Origin of the sequence: Nocardia lasii, from assembly GCF_042658545.1 — a bacterium.
GTDB lineage: Bacteria > Actinomycetota > Actinomycetes > Mycobacteriales > Mycobacteriaceae > Nocardia > Nocardia lasii.
Map to the genome: position 1 here is coordinate 36,348 of NZ_JBHSQN010000008.1, position 21,481 is coordinate 57,828.

General features: G+C 69.7%; 18 protein-coding genes. 8 read left to right on the forward strand and 10 right to left on the reverse strand.

Annotated elements, in window-relative coordinates; translation table 11 throughout:
• Window positions 1–20: 20 nt before the first annotated feature.
• A complete protein-coding gene (locus ACFP3H_RS12810; RefSeq protein ID WP_378604547.1) occupies window positions 21–488 on the reverse strand; it encodes a VOC family protein in 468 nt (155 codons plus the stop codon).
• A 139-nt stretch (window positions 489–627) separates the two neighbouring features.
• Between ACFP3H_RS12810 and ACFP3H_RS12815 the strand changes: the two genes are divergently transcribed.
• A complete protein-coding gene (locus ACFP3H_RS12815) occupies window positions 628–1,473 on the forward strand; it encodes a TIGR03619 family F420-dependent LLM class oxidoreductase (RefSeq protein WP_378604550.1) in 846 nt (281 codons plus the stop codon).
• On the opposite strand, the gene ACFP3H_RS12820 is transcribed toward ACFP3H_RS12815, so the two are convergent.
• Both ACFP3H_RS12820 and ACFP3H_RS12825 read right to left on the reverse strand, forming a co-directional pair.
• Window positions 1,470–2,171 carry a hypothetical protein gene (locus ACFP3H_RS12820; RefSeq protein ID WP_378604553.1) on the reverse strand — a complete coding sequence of 234 codons (702 nt, stop codon included), beginning with the start codon at window positions 2,169–2,171 and terminating at the stop codon, window positions 1,470–1,472. The genes ACFP3H_RS12815 and ACFP3H_RS12820 overlap by 4 nt on opposite strands.
• The gene (locus tag ACFP3H_RS12825) at window positions 2,171–3,124 is read right to left on the reverse strand and encodes a hypothetical protein (protein ID WP_378604556.1); all 954 of its coding nucleotides are present in this window, start codon (window positions 3,122–3,124) and stop codon (window positions 2,171–2,173) included. Before ACFP3H_RS12825 ends, ACFP3H_RS12820 begins: the two co-directional genes overlap by 1 nt.
• An 84-nt stretch (window positions 3,125–3,208) precedes the next feature.
• Between ACFP3H_RS12825 and lspA the strand changes: the two genes are divergently transcribed.
• From lspA to ACFP3H_RS12840, 3 genes are all read left to right on the forward strand, one after another.
• Window positions 3,209–3,829, forward strand: coding sequence for a signal peptidase II (lspA, locus tag ACFP3H_RS12830; protein ID WP_378604559.1), 621 nt, complete (start codon window positions 3,209–3,211; stop codon window positions 3,827–3,829).
• Window positions 3,826–4,752 (forward strand): RluA family pseudouridine synthase, encoded by a 927-nt coding sequence (locus tag ACFP3H_RS12835; RefSeq protein WP_378604562.1) that lies wholly within the window; start codon window positions 3,826–3,828, stop codon window positions 4,750–4,752. The genes lspA and ACFP3H_RS12835 overlap by 4 nt, the downstream gene beginning before the upstream one ends.
• A 67-nt stretch (window positions 4,753–4,819) precedes the next feature.
• On the forward strand, window positions 4,820–5,512 hold the full coding sequence (locus ACFP3H_RS12840; protein ID WP_378604564.1) for a hypothetical protein: 693 nt from the start codon (window positions 4,820–4,822) through the stop codon (window positions 5,510–5,512).
• A gap of 2 nt (window positions 5,513–5,514) precedes the next feature.
• Here the strand turns inward: ACFP3H_RS12840 and ACFP3H_RS12845 are convergent, their stop codons facing one another.
• Together ACFP3H_RS12845 and ACFP3H_RS12850 are read right to left on the reverse strand one after the other, a co-directional pair.
• Window positions 5,515–5,676 (reverse strand): hypothetical protein, encoded by a 162-nt coding sequence (locus tag ACFP3H_RS12845; RefSeq protein ID WP_378604567.1) that lies wholly within the window; start codon window positions 5,674–5,676, stop codon window positions 5,515–5,517.
• A gap of 118 nt (window positions 5,677–5,794) precedes the next feature.
• Complete coding sequence (locus ACFP3H_RS12850) at window positions 5,795–8,218, reverse strand: cation-translocating P-type ATPase (protein WP_378604570.1); 2,424 nt, start codon at window positions 8,216–8,218, stop codon at window positions 5,795–5,797.
• 34 nt (window positions 8,219–8,252) lie between these two features.
• Here ACFP3H_RS12850 and rarD point away from each other — a divergent pair, with 34 nt between their 5' ends.
• Window positions 8,253–9,170, forward strand: a complete 918-nt coding sequence (rarD, locus tag ACFP3H_RS12855; RefSeq protein ID WP_378604573.1) for an EamA family transporter RarD — start codon at window positions 8,253–8,255, stop codon at window positions 9,168–9,170.
• A 145-nt stretch (window positions 9,171–9,315) separates the two neighbouring features.
• A complete protein-coding gene (locus ACFP3H_RS12860; protein WP_378604575.1) occupies window positions 9,316–10,236 on the forward strand; it encodes an ADP-ribosylglycohydrolase family protein in 921 nt (306 codons plus the stop codon).
• Window positions 10,237–10,525: 289 nt separating this feature from the next.
• Here ACFP3H_RS12860 and ACFP3H_RS12865 read toward each other — a convergent pair whose 3' ends face one another.
• The 3 genes from ACFP3H_RS12865 to ACFP3H_RS12875 form a co-directional block, all read right to left on the reverse strand.
• On the reverse strand, window positions 10,526–13,774 hold the full coding sequence (locus tag ACFP3H_RS12865) for an arabinosyltransferase domain-containing protein (RefSeq protein ID WP_378604578.1): 3,249 nt from the start codon (window positions 13,772–13,774) through the stop codon (window positions 10,526–10,528).
• A gap of 104 nt (window positions 13,775–13,878) precedes the next feature.
• The gene (locus ACFP3H_RS12870; RefSeq protein WP_378604580.1) at window positions 13,879–14,376 is read right to left on the reverse strand and encodes a WKL family lipoprotein; all 498 of its coding nucleotides are present in this window, start codon (window positions 14,374–14,376) and stop codon (window positions 13,879–13,881) included.
• A 58-nt stretch (window positions 14,377–14,434) separates the two neighbouring features.
• Window positions 14,435–15,736 (reverse strand): DNA polymerase IV, encoded by a 1,302-nt coding sequence (locus tag ACFP3H_RS12875; protein ID WP_378604771.1) that lies wholly within the window; start codon window positions 15,734–15,736, stop codon window positions 14,435–14,437.
• Window positions 15,737–15,916: 180 nt separating this feature from the next.
• On the opposite strand from ACFP3H_RS12875, the gene ACFP3H_RS12880 reads away from it, so the two are divergent.
• Complete coding sequence (locus tag ACFP3H_RS12880; protein ID WP_378604583.1) at window positions 15,917–16,795, forward strand: UTP--glucose-1-phosphate uridylyltransferase; 879 nt, start codon at window positions 15,917–15,919, stop codon at window positions 16,793–16,795.
• A 303-nt stretch (window positions 16,796–17,098) separates the two neighbouring features.
• Here ACFP3H_RS12880 and ACFP3H_RS12885 read toward each other — a convergent pair whose 3' ends face one another.
• Complete coding sequence (locus ACFP3H_RS12885) at window positions 17,099–17,632, reverse strand: TetR/AcrR family transcriptional regulator (protein ID WP_378604586.1); 534 nt, start codon at window positions 17,630–17,632, stop codon at window positions 17,099–17,101.
• A gap of 105 nt (window positions 17,633–17,737) precedes the next feature.
• On the opposite strand from ACFP3H_RS12885, the gene ACFP3H_RS12890 reads away from it, so the two are divergent.
• Window positions 17,738–18,151, forward strand: coding sequence for an organic hydroperoxide resistance protein (locus ACFP3H_RS12890; protein ID WP_378604589.1), 414 nt, complete (start codon window positions 17,738–17,740; stop codon window positions 18,149–18,151).
• A gap of 50 nt (window positions 18,152–18,201) precedes the next feature.
• Here ACFP3H_RS12890 and ileS read toward each other — a convergent pair whose 3' ends face one another.
• On the reverse strand, window positions 18,202–21,327 hold the full coding sequence (gene ileS / locus ACFP3H_RS12895; protein WP_378604592.1) for an isoleucine--tRNA ligase: 3,126 nt from the start codon (window positions 21,325–21,327) through the stop codon (window positions 18,202–18,204).
• Between the last annotated feature and the right edge of the window lie 154 nt (window positions 21,328–21,481).

The following is a 21,481-nucleotide window of genomic DNA, read 5'->3' on the forward strand; positions in this document are numbered from 1 at the left end:
TCGGCGCGTGGCGGCGGCGCTCAACCGGCGTTCATCATCTCCGCCATGCGCCGCTGCATCTCGTCCGGCGCCACGTCCTCGACGTGGGTGGCCACGGTCCAGTGGTGACCCCACGGATCCTCGAAGGAGCCGCTGCGGTCGCCGTAGAACTGGTCGGTCATCGGCGTGATCGCGGTGGCGCCCGCGGCGAGGGCGGCGGTGAAGGCGGCGTCGGCGTCGGGCAGGTAGACGGTGAGGTTCACCGGCGAGCCGCCGACCGATTTCGGATCGCGGAAACCCATCTCCGGGACCGGGTCGCCGACCATCAGGACCGAATCGCCGATCAGCAGTTCGCTGTGCATGACGGTGCCGTCCGGCGCCTGCATGCGCATGCGTTCGGTGGCGCCGAAGATGTCGATGTAGAAGTCGAGCGCGACCGCGGCGCCCGCGCAGGAGATGCCGGGACAGATCCTCGGATAACCCTCGGGAATGGGGGACACAGCAGACATCGGATACCTCCGTGTCGAGGTTGATGCTCGGACCCGGCCAGCCTATTCCCCCGATCCGGCCGGGGAAAGGACCTGGCGGAACCCGATCCGGTCATGTAGAACTTGTTCTAGTTCTCAGTCGGGATGCGGAGGCAGGAACGTGCGCTACGGGGTCGTGTTGTTCACCAGTGACCGGGGCATCACGCCCGCCGAGGCCGCGCGGGCGGCGGAGGAGGCCGGGTTCGACGCGTTCTACGTGCCCGAGCACACCCACATACCCGTGATCCGCGCCGCCGCGCACCCGCAGACCGGCGACGCGACCCTGCCCGACGACCGCTACCTGCGCACCCTGGACCCGTGGGTCGCGCTGGCCACCGCCGCCGCGGTCACCGAGCGCATCACGTTGTCCACCGCGGTGGCGCTGCCCGCCGAACACCACCCGATCGCCCTGGCCAAGACCATCGCCTCGCTGGACCACCTGTCCGGGGGTCGGGTGGAGCTCGGCGTCGGATTCGGCTGGAACACCGACGAACTCGCCCACCACGGCGTGCCTCCGACCAGGCGCCGCACCGTACTGCGCGAACATCTCGACGCCATGCGGGCCCTGTGGTCGCGCGAGGAGGCGGAGTTCGCCGGTGAGTTCGTGACGTTCGGGCCGAGTTGGTCGTGGCCGAAACCGGTCGACGCCGAGGTTCCGGTGCTGCTCGGGGCGGGCGGCACCGAGAAGACGTTCCGGTGGTTGGCCGCGCACGCCGACGGCTGGATCACCACGCCCACCGAGGGCGAACTGGGCTCCAAAATCGAACTCCTGCACCGGATCTGGAAGGACGCGGGTCGGGCGGAGCTACCTCGGGTCATCGCGCTGGCCGGTCGTCACGATCCCGAGCAGCTCGACCGGTGGTCCGCGCTCGGCGTCACCGAGGTCGTGTTCGGGCTACCCGATCGCGGCGCCGAGGATGTTCGCGGCTACATCGCCCACCTCGGCCGGAAGCTGGGCTCGTCCTAGCGCAACTTGCGCACCTGGGCGGCGGTCAGGTCCGCGAGGACCCCGGGATCGACCACCTCCGGCGCGGTCACGATGACCTGCACCACCGTATTGCCCACCTGCACCAGCGCTATCGCCGAGGTCAGGGTCAGGCCCTCGCTCGTGGCGGTCAGGGTGAACGCGGAACTGGCGTCCCCGGCGGCGGGCTGGTCCAAGCCGGTGGCGCGGTAGTCGATCCGCACCCCGGCGTCGTCACCGGAGTAGCGGGCGCAGCGGCGCGGTTGGGCTTGCAGGGCCTCGAAGGCCGGGGTCAGGGCCGTGTCCGTGTAGGTCGCCGCGTCGATGTCGATCGTGGCGAAGCTGGGGCCGGCGAACTGGACCGACGCCGTCGCCGAGGCGCCGGGCCACTGCTGGGCGATCGGGGAGAGCAGCCGCGCGCAGTCGGGCGGGTCGGTCAGGGCCGCCGGGGGCACGGCCGGGCCGGTGGACTCGCCGCGCGGGGGCACCACCGCGAAATCGCCGGGCAGGTCGTCGGCGGCGAGCAGCTCGGCCGCCAACTGCGCGGAGTCGCGGATCGGCGCGCCGGTGCCGGGCGCGGCGGCGACGGTCGCGGGGAACGAACTCGGCGACTCGGCGTCGTCGGACCCGCAGGCCGCGATCGAGACCAGACCCACGCACGCCGAAACGGCCGCGCCCAGGCGCAGGGAACCCGCTCGCATCACTCCGTCCAGGAGATCCGCGTGGACTGCGTCTGCACCAGGGTGCTCACGCTGCGCGTGTCCCGGTAGGTCTGCTGACCGCCGAGCTCGATCGTGCCCGAAACGGGCAGCGGCATACCGAGATCGATGGTGATCGAACCCACACCCTCCATCACGTAACCGTCGATGTCGAGCGAGCCCGCGTCGTTGGGCAGCTGCCAGACCGTGTCGGTGGGGGTCTGGTTCACCTGCAGATCGATGGTGAGTCGATCGCCTTCGCGGCCGGTGAGGGTGGCGGTGGCGATCTGGTCGAGGGTGACCCCGCCGGTGATCTTCTGGTGCACCGTCCACACCGCGCCGACCCCCACGGGCTCGTCGGGGAACGCGATCGACTGGTACACCGCCTGATAGAACGCCTGCTCGAGCGAGGCGCGGGCATTGTTCGGGGTGTCCGGGGACGGCGCGAGGCGCAGCTCGGTGATGGCGCCGAGGTCGCTCATGCCCAGCCCGGCGTGCGAACCGTCGGCGGCGGTGAACGCCTTGTTGAGCGCGGGATCGGGCGTGGTGACCGCGCCGAGGACGAGGTCGACACCGTCGGTGCCCGCGCGCGCGGTCATCGGGATGGTGAGCGCGGCGGGTGAGAAGTCGCGGGCGGGTTGATCGTTGACCTGCTGCTGGATCCGGTAGTCGGTGCGCAAGGTCACCTCCTGCGTGGCGCCGGGCGCGTAGCGCGGGCGCAGCAGCTCGCGCGGCTCGGCGCCGGGCGAGACCAGGGTGGTGACCGCGGCCGTGATCGGCACGGTCACCTCCTTGCCGATGCCGAGCGGCTCGGTGCCGTCACCGTCGGCCGACACCGACGACCGGTCGGCGCACCCGGCGCCGAACGTGGCGAACCCGAGCACGAGCGCCACCAGTAACACCCCGGGGCGCGCGAAGCGGGGTAAGCGGGAACCAGACAACACCGTCACAGCCATCAGGGTACGACCGCTTCCTGAGTAACAGCTGGGATCCCCGGCACCGCGGCGCAGCGCCGATCGCGACTAGGGAATGATGGACGGGTGAGTGAAGACCGGCCCACCGACCACGCAGCCGTCCCCGACACCGGTGACGAGCCCGCCGCACCGACGGCCGAGCCCGCGCTCGCGGCCGCCGAGACGGCGAAACCCGCTGGTCGGCGCCGGTTGCCGACGCTGCTGGCGATCGCCGCCGTGCTGTTCGGCCTCGACCTGCTGACCAAGTGCCTCGCGGTCGCCTACATCAAGCCCTACGAGTGGATTCCGATCATCGGCGACTTCGCCGGGTTCCGACTCGTACGAAATCCCGGCGCGGCGTTCTCGATGGCGACCGGCATGACCTGGTTGCTGACCCTCGTCGCCGCCGCGGTCGTGATCGGGGTGATCAGGATCGGGCGCACCCTGCGCTCGCTGTGGTGGGGCATCGGCCTCGGCATGGTGCTCGGCGGGGCGCTGGGCAACCTGGTCGACCGCATCTTCCGCTCCCCCGGACCGCTGCAGGGCCACGTCGTCGACTTCGTCGCCGTCGGCTCCTTCCCGGTCTTCAACGTCGCCGACTCGGCCATCGTCTGCGGGGCGATCCTGCTGGTCGCGCTCACCGTGTTCGGGTTCGAACCCGACGGCACCCGCAGCGGTCGCAAACATTCTTCTGAGGAGACCGCATGAGAGAAACCAGGACGATGCCCGTTCCCGACGGGTTGGACGGGATGCGGGTGGACGCCGGACTGGCGCGACTGCTCGGCCTCTCGCGCACCGCGGTCGTGGCGCTGACCGAGGACGGCTCGGTGCAGATCGACGGGGTGGCGGCGGGCAAGTCCGACCGGTTGACCGCGGGCGCGTGGCTGGAAGTGATCTTCCCCGAACCCAAGCGCGAACTCACCGTCGAGGCCACTCCGGTCGACGGGATGAACATCCTCTACGCCGACGACGACATCGTCGCGGTGGACAAGCCGATCGGCGTCGCCGCGCACGCCGGGGTCGGCTGGACCGGACCGACGGTGGTGGGCGGGCTGGCCGCGATGGGCTATCGCATCTCCACCTCGGGCGCGCACGAGCGTCAGGGCATCGTGCACCGGCTCGACGTCGGCACCTCCGGGGTGATGGTCGTGGCACAATCCGAACACGCCTACACGATGCTCAAGCGCGCCTTCAAGGAACGCACGGTCGACAAGCAATACCATGCACTCGTGCAGGGACACCCGGATCCGAGCAGCGGCACCATCGACGCGCCGATCGGTCGCGCGCGGGGCAATGCCTGGAAGTTCGCGGTGACCGGCGACGGGCGCCCCAGCGTGACCCACTACGACACCATCGAGGCGTTCCAGGCCGCCAGCCTGCTCGACGTGCACCTCGAAACCGGCCGCACGCACCAGATCCGGGTGCACTTCTCCGCGGTGCGCCACCCCTGCGCGGGCGACCTCACCTACGGCGCCGACCCGACCCTGGCCAAGCGCCTGGGCCTGGAGCGGCAGTGGTTGCACGCGCGTCAGCTCGGCTTCCACCACCCGGCCGACGGTCGCTGGCTCGAGATCACCAGCGAGTACCCCGACGACCTGGCCGGGGCCCTGGAAGTACTACGCAATGCCTGACGACCCGCGGTCGTCACAACCGTCGCCGGACACGGCGTCGGACGACCGCGGGGAACTCAGCGAGAACATGCCCGCCGAGCCGCCCACCGAGGCGTCGGGGCGCCGGTTCCCGCTGCGCAACGCCGTCATCTACGGGGCCGCGGCGATCGGCGCGGTGATCCTGCTCGTCGTCGCGTTCGGTGAACCGGCACCCGTGTCGCCGGTGGCGACCGACCGGCTCGGACCCGCGACCGGCGAACAGATCCAGCAGTACCTCGACGACGCGCGCGACTCGCTCTTCGGGGACGACACCGACCCGCGCTGGGCGCTGGTCTCGTTCACCGAATACCTGACCGCCCCGCAGATCCCGGCCGCCGCCGACGGATTGCGGGTATCGGGGGTGATCCAGCACGTGCCGGTGGACCGGGTGCAGACGCCGGTGGTGACCGTCGCCGTGCCCGCGGGCGACGAACCCGCGGTGAAATCCGCCGACGCCGCGGCGGGACTGATTGCGGCACAGCAGGTTCGTGATGCCCGCAGCGGAGAGATCGCGCGGCTGGCCGAGTCTCGGCTGCGGGCCGGGTGCGCGTGCACCGCCGGGCTCGTGGTGCGCGGCACCCTGCCCCAATTGCGTGATCTCGCAACGCGATCCGGGGTGCGCGCGGTGCAGGCGTTGCCCGCCGACGCGGTGGCGGGGCGGTTCGCGGTGAGTCCGCTGCTACCCGACAGTGCCGATGTCGTCACCCCGACACCCGACGACGGACCGGTGCCGAGCGAGTAGCGCTATAGTCGCCGGGTCTCGGCCAGCTCCCACAGGGCGCGCGCCCGATCCACATCCCCGGCCCGATCGTAGGCATCGGCCATCAGGTCGAGGGCCGGTGGATCGAGGCGATCGATCTCCGCGACGAGGTCGCCGAACAGGTCGTCGAGCTCGGCGGGGGTCACCGGGACACCCCGAGACAGTGCGGCAGCTGAACCTCCATAACCGGCAAAGGTACTCCAAGACCGAATCCTCGTCCGGCCCAACGGTTCTCGAATCGATTACGGTTGCGTCAGCGACGCCTCACGCCCCCTGCGCCCCCACCGCGGGCACGAGTTCGCCCCGCTCACCCGACAGCCGCGCCTGCACCCACCACGCCAGTTCCACCAGCACGATGCCCACCGCGCCGCACACCACCGCCGCCAGCGTCAGGCGCGGATTGGACGGGTCGAGCTTGAAGAACTCGCGCGTGAACGGGATCGTGAACAGCGCCACGTACGCCAGCACCGACACCCCGATCAGCACGACCTTCCACCACACGTACGGCCGCGCGACCAGCACCAGCACCCACATGGCGATCATGATCAGCGTGATCAGCGCGGTGGTGCCCGCCTGCACCTTCTGGGTCTCCGACGCTTCCGGACCCGCGTAGGCGATGAGATAGGACACGAAGGTCGCCACGCCGATCACGATGCCCGAGGGCACCGCCAGGCGCATCACCCGGCCGACGAAACCGGTGCGGGCGCGCTCGTTGTTGGGCGCCAGCGACAGCACGAAGGCGGGGATGCCGATGGTGAACCAGGCCGCGATGGTGACGTGGCGCGGCAGGAACGGGTAGCCGATGGGGTCGTAGCCGAAGATCTGCGAACCGACACCCGCGATGCCGACCAGGAACGCCAGCAGCACCGAGTACACGGTCTTGGTGAGGAACAGGTTCGAGACGCGTTCGATATTGCCGATCACCCGGCGCCCCTCCCCCACCACGTACGGCAGGGTCGCGAACTTGTTGTCCAGCAACACGATCTGGGCCACCGCGCGGGTGGCCGGGCTGCCCGCGCCCATCGCCACACCGATATCGGCGTCCTTGAGGGCGAGCACGTCGTTGACGCCGTCCCCGGTCATGGCGACGGTGTGCCCGCGCGATTGCAGGGCGCCGACCATGGCGCGCTTCTGATCGGGCCGGACCCGGCCGAAGGTGGTCTCGTGGTCGAGCACATCGGCCAGGGCGGTCTGATCGTCGGGCAGGGTGCGCGCGTCGACGGCGTGGTCGCCGCCGGGCAGATCCAGCGAGGAGGCGACGGCGCCGACGGAGACCGCGTTGTCGCCGGAGATGACCTTGATCGACACCTGTTGGCTCGCGAAGTATTCGAGGGTTTCCTTGGCGTCGGGGCGCACCTTCTGTTCGAGCACGACCAGCGCGGCGGGCTCCACCACACCGGGCGCGGCGGCGGCGTCGACGGGACGGTCACTACGGGCCAGCAGCAGCACGCGCAGACCCGAGGAGCCGAGTTGTTCGGCGTGGGCGGCGTCGGCGGAGGCGGGGTCGAGCAGGACGTCGGCGGCGCCGAGCAGCCAATCCCCCTGCGCCCCATAGGAAATGCCGCTCCACTTCTTGGCCGAGGAGAACGGGGCGACGGCGGTCTGTTGCCAGCCGGGGGCCTCGGTCAGGGCTTCGGCGATGGCCTGGACGCTGGCATTGGGGCGCGGGTCGTCGCTCGCCAGGGCGGCGAGGGCCTGTTTCACCGTCGCCTCGTCGAAGGTGCCCAGCGGTTCGACCTGGGCCAGGCGCATGCCGTTCTCGGTCAGGGTGCCGGTCTTGTCCGCGCACACCACATCCACGCGGGCCAGGCCCTCGATCGCGGGCAGTTCCTGCACCAGGCACTGCCGTTTGCCCAGGCGCACCACACCGACCGCGAACGCGATCGAGGTCATCAGCACCAGGCCCTCCGGCACCATCGGCACCAGCGCGGCGACCATGCCGGTCACCGCCGGGCGCCAGGATTCGTGACTGGAGAACAGCTGGTTGTAGATGCTGAGCAGGCCCGCCGGAATGAGCAGGTAGGTGATGAACTTGAGGATCTTGTCGATGCCCGAACGCAATTCGGAATGCACCAGCGTGAACTTGCTGGCCTCCTCGGCCAGCTTCGCGGCGTAGGCGTCGCGGCCGACCTTGGTGGCCCGGTAGGCGCCCGAACCCGACACCACGAAACTGCCCGACATCACCGGGGCGCCGACACCCTTGTCGATCGGGTCGGCCTCACCGGTGAGCAACGACTCGTCCACCTCGAGCGACGCCGCCTCGGCCACCTCGCCGTCGACCACGATCTGATCGCCGGGGCCGAGCTCGATCAGATCGTCGAGCACCACCTCACCCGGCGGGATCTGCCGGGCCACCCCGTCACGGCGCACGGTCGGCCTGGCCTGGCTCACGATCGCCAGCTCGTCGAGGGTCCGCTTGGCCCTGACCTCCTGGATGATGCCGATCGCGCTGTTGGCCACGATGAGCAACCCGAACATGCCGTCGATGATCGACCCGGTCGACAGGACCAGCACGAACAGCACACCGAGAATGGCGTTGATGCGGGTGAAGACGTTCGCGCGGACGATCTCGCCGACCGACCGACTCGCCCTGGCCGGCACATCATTGGTGCGCCCGTCGCGACGGCGCTCCTCGACCTGGGCGGCGGTGAGCCCGGTGGCGGCGGGCTCCTGCACGGAAATGGACATGACGGTCAGATTAGCCGGTCGTATCATGGGATGAATGCAGCGCAACCCGTCCCCGCCCGGCGTCGTTTTCGGGACGGGGGCTTATCTCATCTGGGGGTCGTTCGCCGCCTTCTTCGGACTGTTGGCCTTCGCCTCACCCGCCGAAGTCGTGGCGCAACGGATCATCTGGACACTCGTCGTGGTGTTGGTTCTGCTCGCCCTCACCCGACGACTGGGCGAGCTGCGCGGGATCGACGCGCGCACCTGGCGGATGGCGGCGGTCGCCTCGGCGGCACTGTCGGTGAACTGGGGCGTGTACGTGCTCGGGGTCACCACCGGGCACGTCGTGGAATGCGCGCTCGGCTACTTCATCAACCCGCTGGTGACCGTGGCCATCGGAGTGGCGGTGTTCCGGGAACGCCTCGCCGCGGCGCAGTGGGCGGCGCTGGGGTTGGGGGCGCTGGCGGTGGTGGTGTTGACCGTGGACTACGGGCGCCCGCCGGTGATCGCGCTGGTGCTGGCGTGCTCGTTCGCGGTGTACGGGCTGGTGAAGAAGGTGATCAGGCTCGACGCCCTGCGCGGGATCGCCGCCGAGGGCATCGTCGCGGTGCCGTTCGCGCTGGCGTTCCTGATCGTGCTGATGGCCACCGGGCGCAGCGAGATGACCTCCAGCCCCGCCCATTTCGGGCTCATGCTCGCGACCGGACCGGTGACCCTGCTGCCGCTGCTGCTGTTCGCGGTCGCGGCGCAACGGGTGCCGATGTCGACCCTGGGCATCCTGCAATACCTGACCCCGGCATTGCAGATGGCATGGGGTGTGGCGGTACTGCACGAACCCATGCCCGCCTCGCGCTGGGCCGGATTCGCGCTGATCTGGGCGGCGCTGGCGGTGTTCACCACCGACGCGCTGGTGCGAGCGCGACGCAACCGACACGGGTCGGTGGTGGAACCGACCGACGTGGCGAGGCGATAGCTCCGCGAACACTCGCGTTGTCGAGCGGGGTAAAAGCTCGATTCGGTGTCGTAGCGGCGCGAATCGGCAAGTGTTCACATCCCGACCGGTAGGCTCGATAATCGGACAAACGCCAGAGTGGGCGGCCCGGAAGAGGTGGATAGCTGTGCACGATGCGGGATTCTCGGATCGGGTAGCCGGGGTGCTGGTCGGCACCGCGGCCGGTGACGCGCTGGGAGCCGGGTACGAATTCACCCAGCCCGGACCCGACGCGGTGATCGACATGATCGGCGGCGGGGTATTCGACTGGGCGCCCGGCGAATGGACCGACGACACCTCCATGGCGCTGGCGGTCTCGGTCGCCGCGGTCAACGGGCCGGGAATCGACCTCGACGCGGTCGCGGCCGGGTTCGTGTCCTGGTTCGACTCCAAGCCGCCCGACATCGGCAATCAGACCCGAACCGTGTTGTCCGCCAGGCCGTCCTCGGCAATGGACATGCAAGCGGTGGCGATGTCACTCACCGGTCGCACCGGGGGCAACGGTTCGCTCATGCGGACCGCGCCGGTCGCGCTGGCCTACCTCGACGACGAAGCGGAATGCGTCGCGGCGGCGGGGCGGGTCGGGTTGCTCACGCACAACGACGAGCACGCGGTCGAGGCGTGCAAGCTGTGGACCTACGCCATCCGGCACGCGGTGCTCAATGCCGACTTCGGTGGGGTGCGTGAATACGTCCGGGAGTCAACGCAATCGGCGTACTGGACCGAGCGGTTGGACGAGGCGGAGAAGGGGACGCCTGCGGACTTTCCCAATAATGGGTGGGTGGTGCACGCGTTGCAGACTGCGTGGTGGGCTATCAGTTCTACGGATCAGTCGACGCCGGAGCATCTTCCGCTTGCCTTGGAAGCCTGTGTGCGGGCGGGGAACGATACTGATACGACTGCGGCTATCGCGGGTGGGTTGCTCGGGGCGCGGTGGGGGGCTTCGGCGGTGCCTGCTCGGTGGCGGGGGATATTGCATGGGTATCCGGGGTTGACGGGGGCTGATTTGCCGGATCTTGCTTTGCGGATTGCTACTAGTTCGCGGTAGGGGTTTGGGTGGGGGGGGTCTGGGGACCCAGGTTTGGTGGCCCAGGGGGTACGCAGGCTGTGTTTTTGGAGCGCTGGCGCGCTCGAGCGCGGCCCCTGTGGGGGCCGCGAGTTAGCACCCGTTGCTGGCGGCTGCGCCGCGGACGCAACGGGCGCTAACTCGCGGCCGGGCCGCTACGCCGCTGCGCGGCGGACCCTCCTCGAGGTCGGGTCGTGCGGGGCTGGGAGTGCGGTCATGGCGGGGGCATCCAGCTGTTGGTGTGTGCCGTTGTCGACGTGCGGCGCTGTTGCTACCAGGCCGTGATGGTGGGGCCGGGGGTCCAGGTGCCCCAGCGGTTTTCGGAGGTGATGTCTACCTGTGCGGGGGTGGCGGTGGTGTCGAGGGGGAGGTACTGCTCGATGGAGCCCCAGTCTCGGTCCCAGTCGTTGTTCAGGTACGTCGGCAGAGTGCGGGCGGTGAACAGGAGTTGGGTCCAGCCGAGGGGGCCGCCGCCGTCGTGGCCCTGCCACAGGTTGGTGATGGTGGCGCCGTTGCGGTCGGGCAGGATGCGGTATTCGGGCAGGGTGGCTACGCCGTTGTGGGTGGGCATGTGGTTCTGGCACGGGAAGTGCAGGCCCACAGCCCAATCCAGCAGCACGGGGCTGCGGGCACCGACCAGCGCGTTCAGCGTGGTGGTCTGGGGCACGCGCGGCGGAGTGACCGCGAGCCACTGGTCGGGGCCGAGGTCGCGGTCGGCGGCGACCAGGCGCACAACGTTCGCCTCGGCGGGCAGCTGGTCGAGCGGGACGCGCAGGTTGCGCCACGTCGGCGCGGGGCCGATGTCGATGGGGACGACCCCACCGGCCACCGCGACCTCGGCCTCCGCGCTCGTGGCGGTGCCGTATTCGACCGTCAGGTCCTGACCGGGATGGACGATACCGTCGGAGTCGATCGAGCGGATCCGACCGGCCACCGACACCGCGAGCAGCGAGCCGCGCGGGCCGTCGGGCAGGCGGAACCAACCCGTCGTGAGCGCGGCGGGCTCCTGATCACCGGCGCGGTAGCTGCCGAGCACGGGCGTGGTCGCGGAGTCGAGGCCGAACGGCAGCTGCAACGAACCCTGTCGGGATTCCGAACCGGCCGAGGTCGAGGCGTCACGCAGTTTGGCGGGATCGTCGGACACCGAATTGGCTTGGCCCGTGGTCGATTCCACCTCGTCGGAGGTGAGGTCGGGGGCGACGCCGTTCTCACGGAAGCCGGTCGATTCGGTGCCGTTCATGGCGGTGGCCAGATCGCCGGACAGCGGCGCGAGCATCGAGGCGTTCGGGTCGGTCTCGACGAGTACCTCGTCGGCCATCCCGCAGCCGCCGCGGAAGGCCGCGTCGAAGTTGGATTCGGCCAGTGAGTACGCGGGGTACTGGGCGACGGTGGCCTTGGCGAAGGACGCCAGTTCGAACAGCACCATCAGCGCGGCCGCGAGGGCCAGGACGGGCAGGCCGACCACACGACCCACCCGGGCCGTCACCTTCGGACCTGGGTTCGGGTGAATGTGGAACCACGCGGCGATGGCGAGCGCGACGACCGTCAGGCCGACGAACCCGGTCGAGATGCCGTACCCCGCGAACGTTGGCGGCTTGTCCCAGAACGGGATGCCCCACGAGGACACATACCAGTAGCCGTTCGCGCCGACCCAGGTCATCGCCATGGCGAAGAAGACACCCGCGGCGAACAGCGCGCGATTGCGGATCGGGCGCAGCACGGTCGAGCTCACCGCGACGGCGGTCACCGCGGCGACGCAGGTGGCGAGCCCGGCGAACACACCGAACTGGTGGGTCCACTTGGTGGGCGAGAACATCATCAGCACCATCGCGGCCAGGGTGATGCCGAGCATGCGCCGGGTCGGGCCGACCGCGATGCCGGGGATGTGACCCCCGCGCCGCAGCATGATCACCGTGCACACGACCAACCCGATCAGCATGGCGAAGACACCGAAGCGCCGCGTCAGCCAGCCGTCGGCGTTGAGCTGCAACAGATACTGGTAGCGCAGGAATTCGAAGAACCAGGACTCCCCCGGCCCGATCGCGTCGTGCACGGCGAACATCTCGCGCACTCCGGCATAGGTCCGGTCGGCGAAGACCACGGTGAGCACGACGGTGCCCGCCGCCAGGATCGGCAGCAGCAGCGGCAGATAGCCCACCGTCTTCGCCCGGTGCACGGTCACCGCGGTGACGACCCGCGCACCGGCGACGAGCGCGCCCAGGCAGATCAGACCGGAGGGGGCGCCGGTGAGGGTGAACGCGGCCACGATCACCGCGATCGCGAACGGCAACAGTCGTCGGGTCGCGATCGCGCGTTCGACCGAGATCCAGGTGACTAGAACACCGAGCGCGACAACGAATTCCGCGCGAAGGCCGTTGTTGTACGGCAACCAGAAAGCCAGGAAGACCAGCGCCGCGGTCCAGGTCGCGACCGGCATCCGGCGCACCGCCACGCCGAGGCGCGGTAGGACTTCGCGGCTGATCAGCCACCAGGTGAGGATGCCCGCGCCGAGAGCGGGCAGACGAACCAGCGGGCTCACCGCGGAGATGTGGGTGATCCAGCCGATGATGTCGACGTAGGGGGTGTAGAACGGGCCCTCGTCGACGCTGAACCAGCGGTAGTAGTTCGACATGTTGCCCGAGCTGCGCGCACCGCGAGCCATGCCGAGGATGTAGCCGTCGTCGGAGGTGTTGGCGCCGATGAAATGCCACACCACCAGCACCGAGAACACCAGCCAGTCGACCGGGCGCAACCGCCACCAGCGCTGCGGCAGGAAGCGGCGGGTGGAGCGGCCGTCGAGGGCGTCGAGGCGATGCAGGGCGAACAACGCCGCGGCGGTGGCCAGCAGGCACAGCACGATCGCGGCCGTCTTGAGCCAGGTCGGCGAGGAGGTGTAGCGGGCATCGACGTCGACGCGCACCGCGAGGTCGGCGGGGGCGGCGCCGGTCAGTTCGCTGAAGACGCCGACCACCTGTGGTCGCAGATCGGCGGAGACCAGGGCGCCCTCGGGCAGACCCGTCGCGGTGACGGTGGCCTCACTCGGGGTGAGCGCGACCGCGATCGCGCACGAGCGGTCGAGCACCTCGGCCAGCGGCGCGGTCCAGATCAGGGTCGAGCGCGAGACGACATCGACGCGACCGGCGCGCTCGGGCGTATCGGCGACCACCTTGACGACGAAGCCGTAGCGCTCCATCTCGCCGGACTGGCGCGGCACCGTCGACACGGCCACCCCGCCGTCGGCGGCCAGGGAGCTCAGCGCGGAGCAGGGCACGGTGGCCGAGAGGGCGGCGGGCGCGTAGGCGACCAGCGGCGATTCGACCGCGGCCGGCGAGCCCTGCTGGGGCCAGGAGATGGTGGCGGCGTCGACCCGGACGGGCAGGAACGGGATCACCGCGGCGGTGAGCACACCGATCAGTCCGGCGACGATCGCGACGACGCGCGCCCATCCCGCGCGATCACGTCGCACCGGCTCCGAAACATCCCTGGGCGGATGCCCCTGCCGCACGATCGTCTCTACCACGGGGCCCGATACTAGCCGCGCGACCGACAACAGGCGAAACACGTTCTCGACCGGCAGGGGAAAGCCCCACCCGGAAGTATCCGGGCGGGGCTGTCACGGGTGGATCAGGGGCAGGCGACCGAGGTCTGGCCCAGGTTGGTGAGCATGGTGCAGGCCCACGACTTCTGGACCTTCCACTTGCCGTCCTCGGCGACGAACGGGACGTCGACGACGTTGGTCTGGCCGTTGACGGTGAAGTCGGCCTTGGCGGTGACGCTGTCGCCGAAGGAGGTGACCTCGGTGACCTGCACCTGGACATTGGCGTCGGCGGCGGCCTGGGCCAGGCGGTTGGGCAGCTCGGGATCGGCTTCGCCGCCCTGGACGAAGTCCAGCTTCTGGTCGTTGGGGACCGAGGGGTCCAGCGCGGTGTTCAGCTGCTCGTTGAGCTGCTCGACCGTCGGCACGGGGGGCAGGTCCGCGGTGGCCGAGGCCGCCGCCGACGCGCTGGTGGTGGTTTTGGCGGCGGGCTTGTCACCCTTGTCGTCGCTGCACGCGCTCAGGCCGAGGGCGGCGACCACGGCCAGTCCGGCGATCGCTACACGTCCGGTCGTACGAAGCTTCAACTGCTCGTCCTTTGCGTTCGAGGGGGATTGGTTCCTTCGCGATAGCCGAGGCTACTCCTCAGCAGAGACTGTCGAGCGGGTCGGCCCGGCTCAGCCCCGTGTCGTCGGCGGGAAAGGTACGCGCCGGGCCCGGACCTGTCGAGCTGGTCTCGAAGCGCACGGTCACCACGCCGTAGCCCGCGCCCTGCACCCACCCGTGCCCGAACTCGGGGTGGCGCACGTCCATACCCGGAAACCACAGGCCCCCTGGGGGATTCGCCGGCTCCTCGGGTTCGGGCGCGGCGGCGTGGTCGACGGTGCTCAGGTCTTGCGGCACCGCCTGGTCGAGTTCGGGGAACAGCGATTCCTGCCGGACCAGCGACAGCCCGCCGTAGCCGACCCCGACCAGGCGGATGGGTCCGAGTTCGGCCGGGTCGATCGCGGAGCGTTGCGCGGCGGCGGCCAGGGTGGCGAGGTCGGCGGTGGCGTAGGGCAGGGTGAACGATCTCGTCACGATGCCCATGTCGGATTTCTTGAGTTTGAGGACCACGGTGCGCGCGGCGCGACCGTCGTGTTCGAGGCGGCGGTGGGCCGCGGCGGCCATGGCGGTGACGGCGGCGCGCAGGTCGGTCATGGTGACGATGTCGCGCTGGTAGGTGTTCTCGGCGCTGATCTGTTTGGCCTCGGCGCGTTCGGCGACCGGGCGGTCGTCGACGCCGCGCGCGAGCCGGTGCATGGCGGCGCCGACGCTGCCGCCCAGGATCGAGGCCGCCTCCGATTCGGGCAGCGCGGCGAACGCGCCGACGGTCTCGATGCCGAGGCTGCGCAGCCGCGACTCGGCGACCGGGCCGATCCCCCACAGCTTGCGCACCGGCAGCGCGGCCAACAGCCCGGCCTGCTCCGAGGGCGAGATGACCCGCATCCCATCGGGTTTGGCCAGGCCCGAGCCGATCTTGGCGAGTTGTTTGCCGGTGGCGGCGCCGATCGAGGCGGTGAGTCCGGTGCGCGCGTGCACCAGCGCGCGCAGCATGGCGCAGTAGTCCTGCACCTGCGCCACGCTCGCGCCGACCAACTCGACCGGTTCGGCGAAGGCCTCGTCGAACGAGAGCGTCTCGAGCACCGGCACGCATCCGCGCAAGGTCTCGAACACCTGCCCGCTCAGCACCGAGTACACCGCGCCACGCGGCGGCACCACCACCGCCGACACGCCGATCAGCCGGCGGGCCTGATGCATCGGCATGGCCGAGCGGGCGCCGTAGACGCGCGCCTCGTAACTCGCGCCGGCCACCACCCCGCGCTGACCGGCCCCGCCGACCAGGACCGGGCGACCGCGCAGGGTGGGTCTGGTCAACTGTTCGGCCGAGGCGAAGAAGGCGTCCATATCGATGTGCAGCACCCAGCGGCGGGCCGTATCGGCCGCATCGGGCCTGGCCGGAGCACCGGCGGCCGGGGTAGAGGTGCGCACGCTCGGCAATCTACGCGGGCCCACCGACAACCCCCGCTGACCCGGTTGTCCGCCGGGCCACCCCGATCCCCCGGCAGAATATGTGATGATCGGAGCATGAAGATCCGCAAGGCTGTCATTCCGGCGGCGGGCATCGGCTCCCGGCTGCTTCCGCTGACCAAGGCGACGCCGAAGGAGATGCTGCCGGTCGGGGACAAACCGGTCATCGAGCACACGGTGCGTGAGCTGGTGGCCTCCGGGATCACCGACATCACGATCGTCGTGAGCAGCGGCAAGTCGCTGATCCAGGATCACTTCCGCCCCAACCCGGCACTGGTCGCCCAGTTGCGCGCCGACGGCAAGGCCGCCTACGCCGACGCGGTCGAGGAGGTCGGCGAGCTCTCGCGCGCCGGTCACATCACCTACCTCGACCAGCACGGGCCCTACGGCAACGGCACCCCCGTGCTCAACGCCGCCCGCCATCTGGGCGACGAACCGATGCTGGTGCTGTGGCCCGACGACGTCTTCGTCGCCGAGGTGCCGCGCGCCCAGCAGCTGATCACCGCCTACGAGTCCACCGGCTGCCCGGTGCTCGCGCTGCTGCCGATGGAGCCGGGCGAGTCCCAGCGCTACGGCGTCCCCGTGGTCCGCGAGGACCTCGACGACGGCCTGCTGCGCATCTCGGGCCTGATGGAGAAGCCCAAGCCCGAGGACGCGCCCTCGGCGTACGCGGCGATCGGCGGCTACGTGGTCACCCCCGGCATCATCGAGGAACTCCAGACCCAGACCGAGAACTGGTACACCCACAAGACCGGCGAGGTCTACCTCACCGACGCGATCAACAACTACGCCGCCAACCACGCGGTCTACGGCCAGGTCATCCAGGGCCGCTGGTACGACACCGGCAACCCCGCCGACTACCTCGTCGCCCAGTTCGCCTCGGCCCTTGCCCACCCCGAATACGGCCCCCTCCTGCGCCAACTCGTCGAGGAGTAACCCCCCGCCCCCGCGAACACCAGCGTGGTCACGGTGGTAGCCACCAACCCGAACCCCAACCTCCACAGCACCTTCCGCTTCATCCGCACACCCTTTCCACTCCTGCTGAACGGTTGATCACCACGCTGTGGTGACGGGGTCGCTCGCGTATTCCCGCCACCAGGGCGTGGTGAGCGGTTGTCCAGGTCAGCTGACCGGCCGGGCTTCGGGTGGCCGTCCTCCTCGCGTGCGGGGAGATGGTGTGACGGTACCGGGGCTTCGGCGTGTCTCGGGGGACTCGCCGGGTGGGTCGGGGAGTCGGGGTCAGGCAAGGAGGGTGAGGGCGGCTGCGATGCCGGCTCGGACGGTGGCGGTGTCGCCGACGCCGCCGCTGATGGTGACGCCGTCGCGGGTGAGCAGGAGGGCTCGGGCGGTGTCGTCGGGGGTGGGGTGGCCCGCGGCGCGCAGGCGGGTGGCCATGAGGTCGCGAAACCAGGTGCGGTAGTCGTCGACGACGCGGCGGACGGGGTGGGTGGGGTCGGGGAATTCGACGGCGGCGTTGAGGAAGGGGCAGCCGCGGAAGCCGGGGCCGCAGCTGATGGCGACCAGGGTGTCGAAGATGGTGGTGATGCCGTCGATGCCGGGTTCGGGGATCGCTTCCAGGGTTTCGCGCTGGCGGTCGTATTCGCGCTGGAGATAGGCGACGACCAGGTCTTCCTTCGTTTTGAAGTGGCGGTAGAAGGTGGCCTTGGCGATCCCGGCCTCGGCGATGATGCGGTCGATGCCGACGGTGTGCACGCCCTCGGCGTAGAACAACCGGGTGGCTGTGTCGAGTAGACGTTCCCGCGCCGCGCTCATATCGGTGACCTTTCCCCTGGGGTGCCCCCTTGACAGTATCAGACAGGTCTGTCTACTCTGATGCTCACCAGTGAACAGACAGTTCTGTCTACCCAGGAGGACACCATGGCACCCCTCTACACCGCGATCGCGACCTCGGTCGGCCGCGACGGCCGCTCCTACACCGACGACGGCGTGCTCGACCTGACCCTGGCCAAGCCCAAGGCGCTGGGCGGCGACGGTGCGGGCACCAACCCCGAGCAGCTCTTCGCGGCCGGGTACTCGGCCTGCTTCGCCAGCGCGCTGCAACTGGTCGCCCAGCGCATGAAGCTCGACGCCGACGACGCCTCGGTCACCGCCGAGGTCGGGTTGAACGCCCTGGAAGGCGGCCGGTTCGGACTCTCGGTCGTGTTGCGCGTGGAACTGCCCGAGCACCTGCACACCGAGCAGGGCAGGCAGCTCATCGAAGCCACCCACCAGGTGTGCCCGTACTCCAACGCCACCCGGGGCAACATCCCGGTGGAACTGGTTGTGGAGTAAGCGAATTCGCACGAAAAAGGGCGGGACCGCAGTCCCGCCCTTTTCGCTGCCTAGACCTTGGCGACCGACACCTTGACCCCGCCGGTGATCTCGGCGGCATCGGCACCCGCGTCACCGAAAGTCAGTGCGGTGGCGAGGATCTCCCCCGCGATCAGGTCGCGGTGGGTCGCCGCCCACTCGGCCCGCTCGGCCGGCACGTCGAGCACCACGCTGATCCGATCCGAGACCTCGAGGCCCTGGTTCTTGCGGGTCTCCTGCAGGTCGCGGATGAGGTCGCGGGCCCAGCCCTCGGCCTCCAACTCCTCGGTGACCACCGAGTTCAGCACCACCAGACCGGCATTGCCGGGCAGGGCGGCGGTGGACTCGGGTTCGGCGGCCACCAGCCGCTGGGTGTACTCCTCGGGCAGCAGGGTGATCCCGGCCGCGGTGACGACACCGTCGGCGGACTCGCTCCACTCCCCTGCCTTCACGGCCTTGATCACCGCCTGGACCTGCTTGCCGATGCGCGGACCGGCGGCGCGCGCGTTGACGACCAGCTCGAACCGGCCGTGCGCGGACACGTCGGTGGTCAGGTCGACCTTCTTGACGTTGACCTCGTCGGCGATCAGGTCCGTGAACGGCGCGAGCCGCTCGGCATCGGCCGCGGCGATGGTGGCCTCGGCCAGCGGCAGGCGCACCCGCAGGTTCTGGGCCTTGCGCAGGCTCAGCACGGTGGAGCAGACCTCGCGCACCTCGTCCATCGAGTCGACCAGCTCGGGATCGTGCGGCAACTCGGACTCGCTCGGCCAGTCGGCCAGGTGCACCGAGCGTTCGCCGGTGAGCCCACGCCAGATGACCTCGGTGGTCAGCGGCAGCAGCGGCGCGGCGAGGCGGGTGACCACTTCCAACACCGTGTGCAGGGTGTCGACGGCGTCGCGATCCTCGGACCAGAACCGCGAACGCGACCGGCGCACATACCAATTGGTGAGCGCGTCGGCGAACCCACGCAGTTCGTCGGCGGCACCGGCGATGTCGTAGGTCTCGAGCGCCTCGGTGACCACGTCGCGGGTGACCGCGAGCTTGGCCAGGATGTAGCGGTCGAGCACGTTCGGCGAATCCGTGCGCCACACCCCGGGCTTGGAGGCGTAGAGCTGCAGGAACGTCCACGCGTTCCACAGCGGCCGCATCGCGTGGCTCACGCCCTCGCGGATGCCGCGCTCGGTGACGATGAGATTGCCGCCGCGCAGGATGGGCGAACTCATCAGGAACCAGCGCATGGCGTCGGAGCCGTCACGGTCGAAGACCTCGTTGACGTTGGGGTAGTTACCCTTCGACTTCGACATCTTCAGGCCGTCGTCACCGAGCACGATGCCGTGCGCGGCAACGGTTTTGAACGAGGGCGAGTCGAACAGCGCGGTCGAGAGCACGTGCAGGGTGTAGAACCAGCCGCGCGTCTGCCCGTTGTACTCGACGATGAAATCGCCGGGGAAGTGACTGTCGAACCAGTCCTTGTTCTCGAACGGGTAGTGCACCTGGGCGAACGGCATCGAGCCCGACTCGAACCAGCAGTCGAGCACCTCGGGCACCCGGCGCATGGTCGACTTCCCGGTCGGGTCATCGGGATTGGGCCGGGTGAGGTCGTCGATGTACGGGCGGTGCAGGTCGGTGGGACGCACGCCGAAGTCGGCCTCGAGTTCGTCGAGCGAACCGTAGACATCGGTGCGCGGGTAGGCCGGGTCGTCGGAGACCCAGACCGGGATCGGGCTGCCCCAGTAGCGGTTTCGGCTGATGTTCCAGTCGCGCGCGCCCTCGAGCCACTTGCCGAACTGGCCGTCGCGGATGTGCTCGGGCACCCAGCTGATCCGCTGGTTGAGCTCGACCATCCGGTCACGGAACTCGGTGACCGCGACGAACCACGACGGCACGGCCATGTAGATCAGCGGCTGACCCGAACGCCAGCTGTGCGGGTAGGAGTGCTCGATCGTCTCGTGCCGCAACAGTTTTCCGTCGGCCTTGAGGTCCTTGATGATCACCGGGTTGGCGTCGAACACCATCAGGCCCTCGTACGGGGGCACCATCGAGGTGAACTTGCCCGCCGGATCCAGCGGCTGGACGATCTCGATGCCGTTCGCGGTGGCGACGTCCATGTCCTCCTCACCGAAAGCCGGTGCGAGGTGGACGATTCCGGTGCCGGAGTCGGTGGTCACGTAGTCGGCGGTGAGCACGCGGTGCGCGTTCGGGTGGCCGACGAAGAAGTCGAACGGCGGGGCGTAGGACAGCCCGGCCAGGGCCGCGCCGTCGTACTCGCCGAGCACCTCGGGCTCGTCACCGAGTTCACGGGTGTAATGCGAAAGACGTTCCGCGGCAAGCAGGTAGCGCTTGTCGTCGGCGCCGCGCACGTGCACGTAGCGCACGTCGGGGTGCACCGCGACGGCGAGGTTGGACGGCAGGGTCCACGGCGTGGTGGTCCAGATCAGCGCGTTCGCGCCGTCCAGGGCGGAAAGGGGGTGCTCGGCGGGCACGGACAGGACCATGTCGACGGTGACCGCGGGGTCTTGGCGCATCTTGTACGCGTCGTCGAGGCGGGTCTCCTGGTTCGACAGCGGCGTCTGCTCGTACCAGCTGTAGGGCAGCACGCGGAAGCCCTGGTAGATCAGGCCCTTCTCGTGCAGCGACTTGAACGCCCACATGACCGACTCCATGAAGTCCAGGTCCAGGGTCTTGTAGTCGTTGTCGAAATCGACCCAGCGGGCCTGACGGGTCACGTAGTCGCGCCACTCGCCGGTGTAGCGCAGCACCGAGGACTTACAGGCGGCGTTGAACTCGGCCAGCCCCATCTGCTCGATCTGGGCCTTGTCGGTGATGCCGAGCTGCTTCTCCGCCTCGATCTCGGCGGGCAGACCGTGGGTGTCCCAGCCGAAGCGGCGGTCCACCTTCTTGCCGCGCATGGTCTGGAAGCGCGGGATCAGGTCCTTGACGTAGCCGGTGAGCAGGTGGCCGTAGTGCGGCAGACCGTTGGCGAAGGGCGGGCCGTCGTAGAAGACGAATTCCTCGTCGCCGTCGCGGTTCGCGATGCCGGCACGGAAGGTGTCGTCGGTGGCCCAGTAGTCGAGCACCCTGGTTTCGAGCTCCGGGAACGTGCCCGTGCCGAAATCGACCCGGGGGTATGCGCTGCCGGTAGTTGTCTCGTCCGCCATCGCGGATCTGCTCCTCGTGCCGCCGCGCCGTGAGCGCGAGATGTGGGCACGGGGACGATGTCGGCGCCGGTGCGCCGTACCGCGGTACCACCCCGTTTGCCCGCCCCGACCGGGACGAGCCTCTCGTTGTGTGAGCTGTGACGGGCTCACCCGT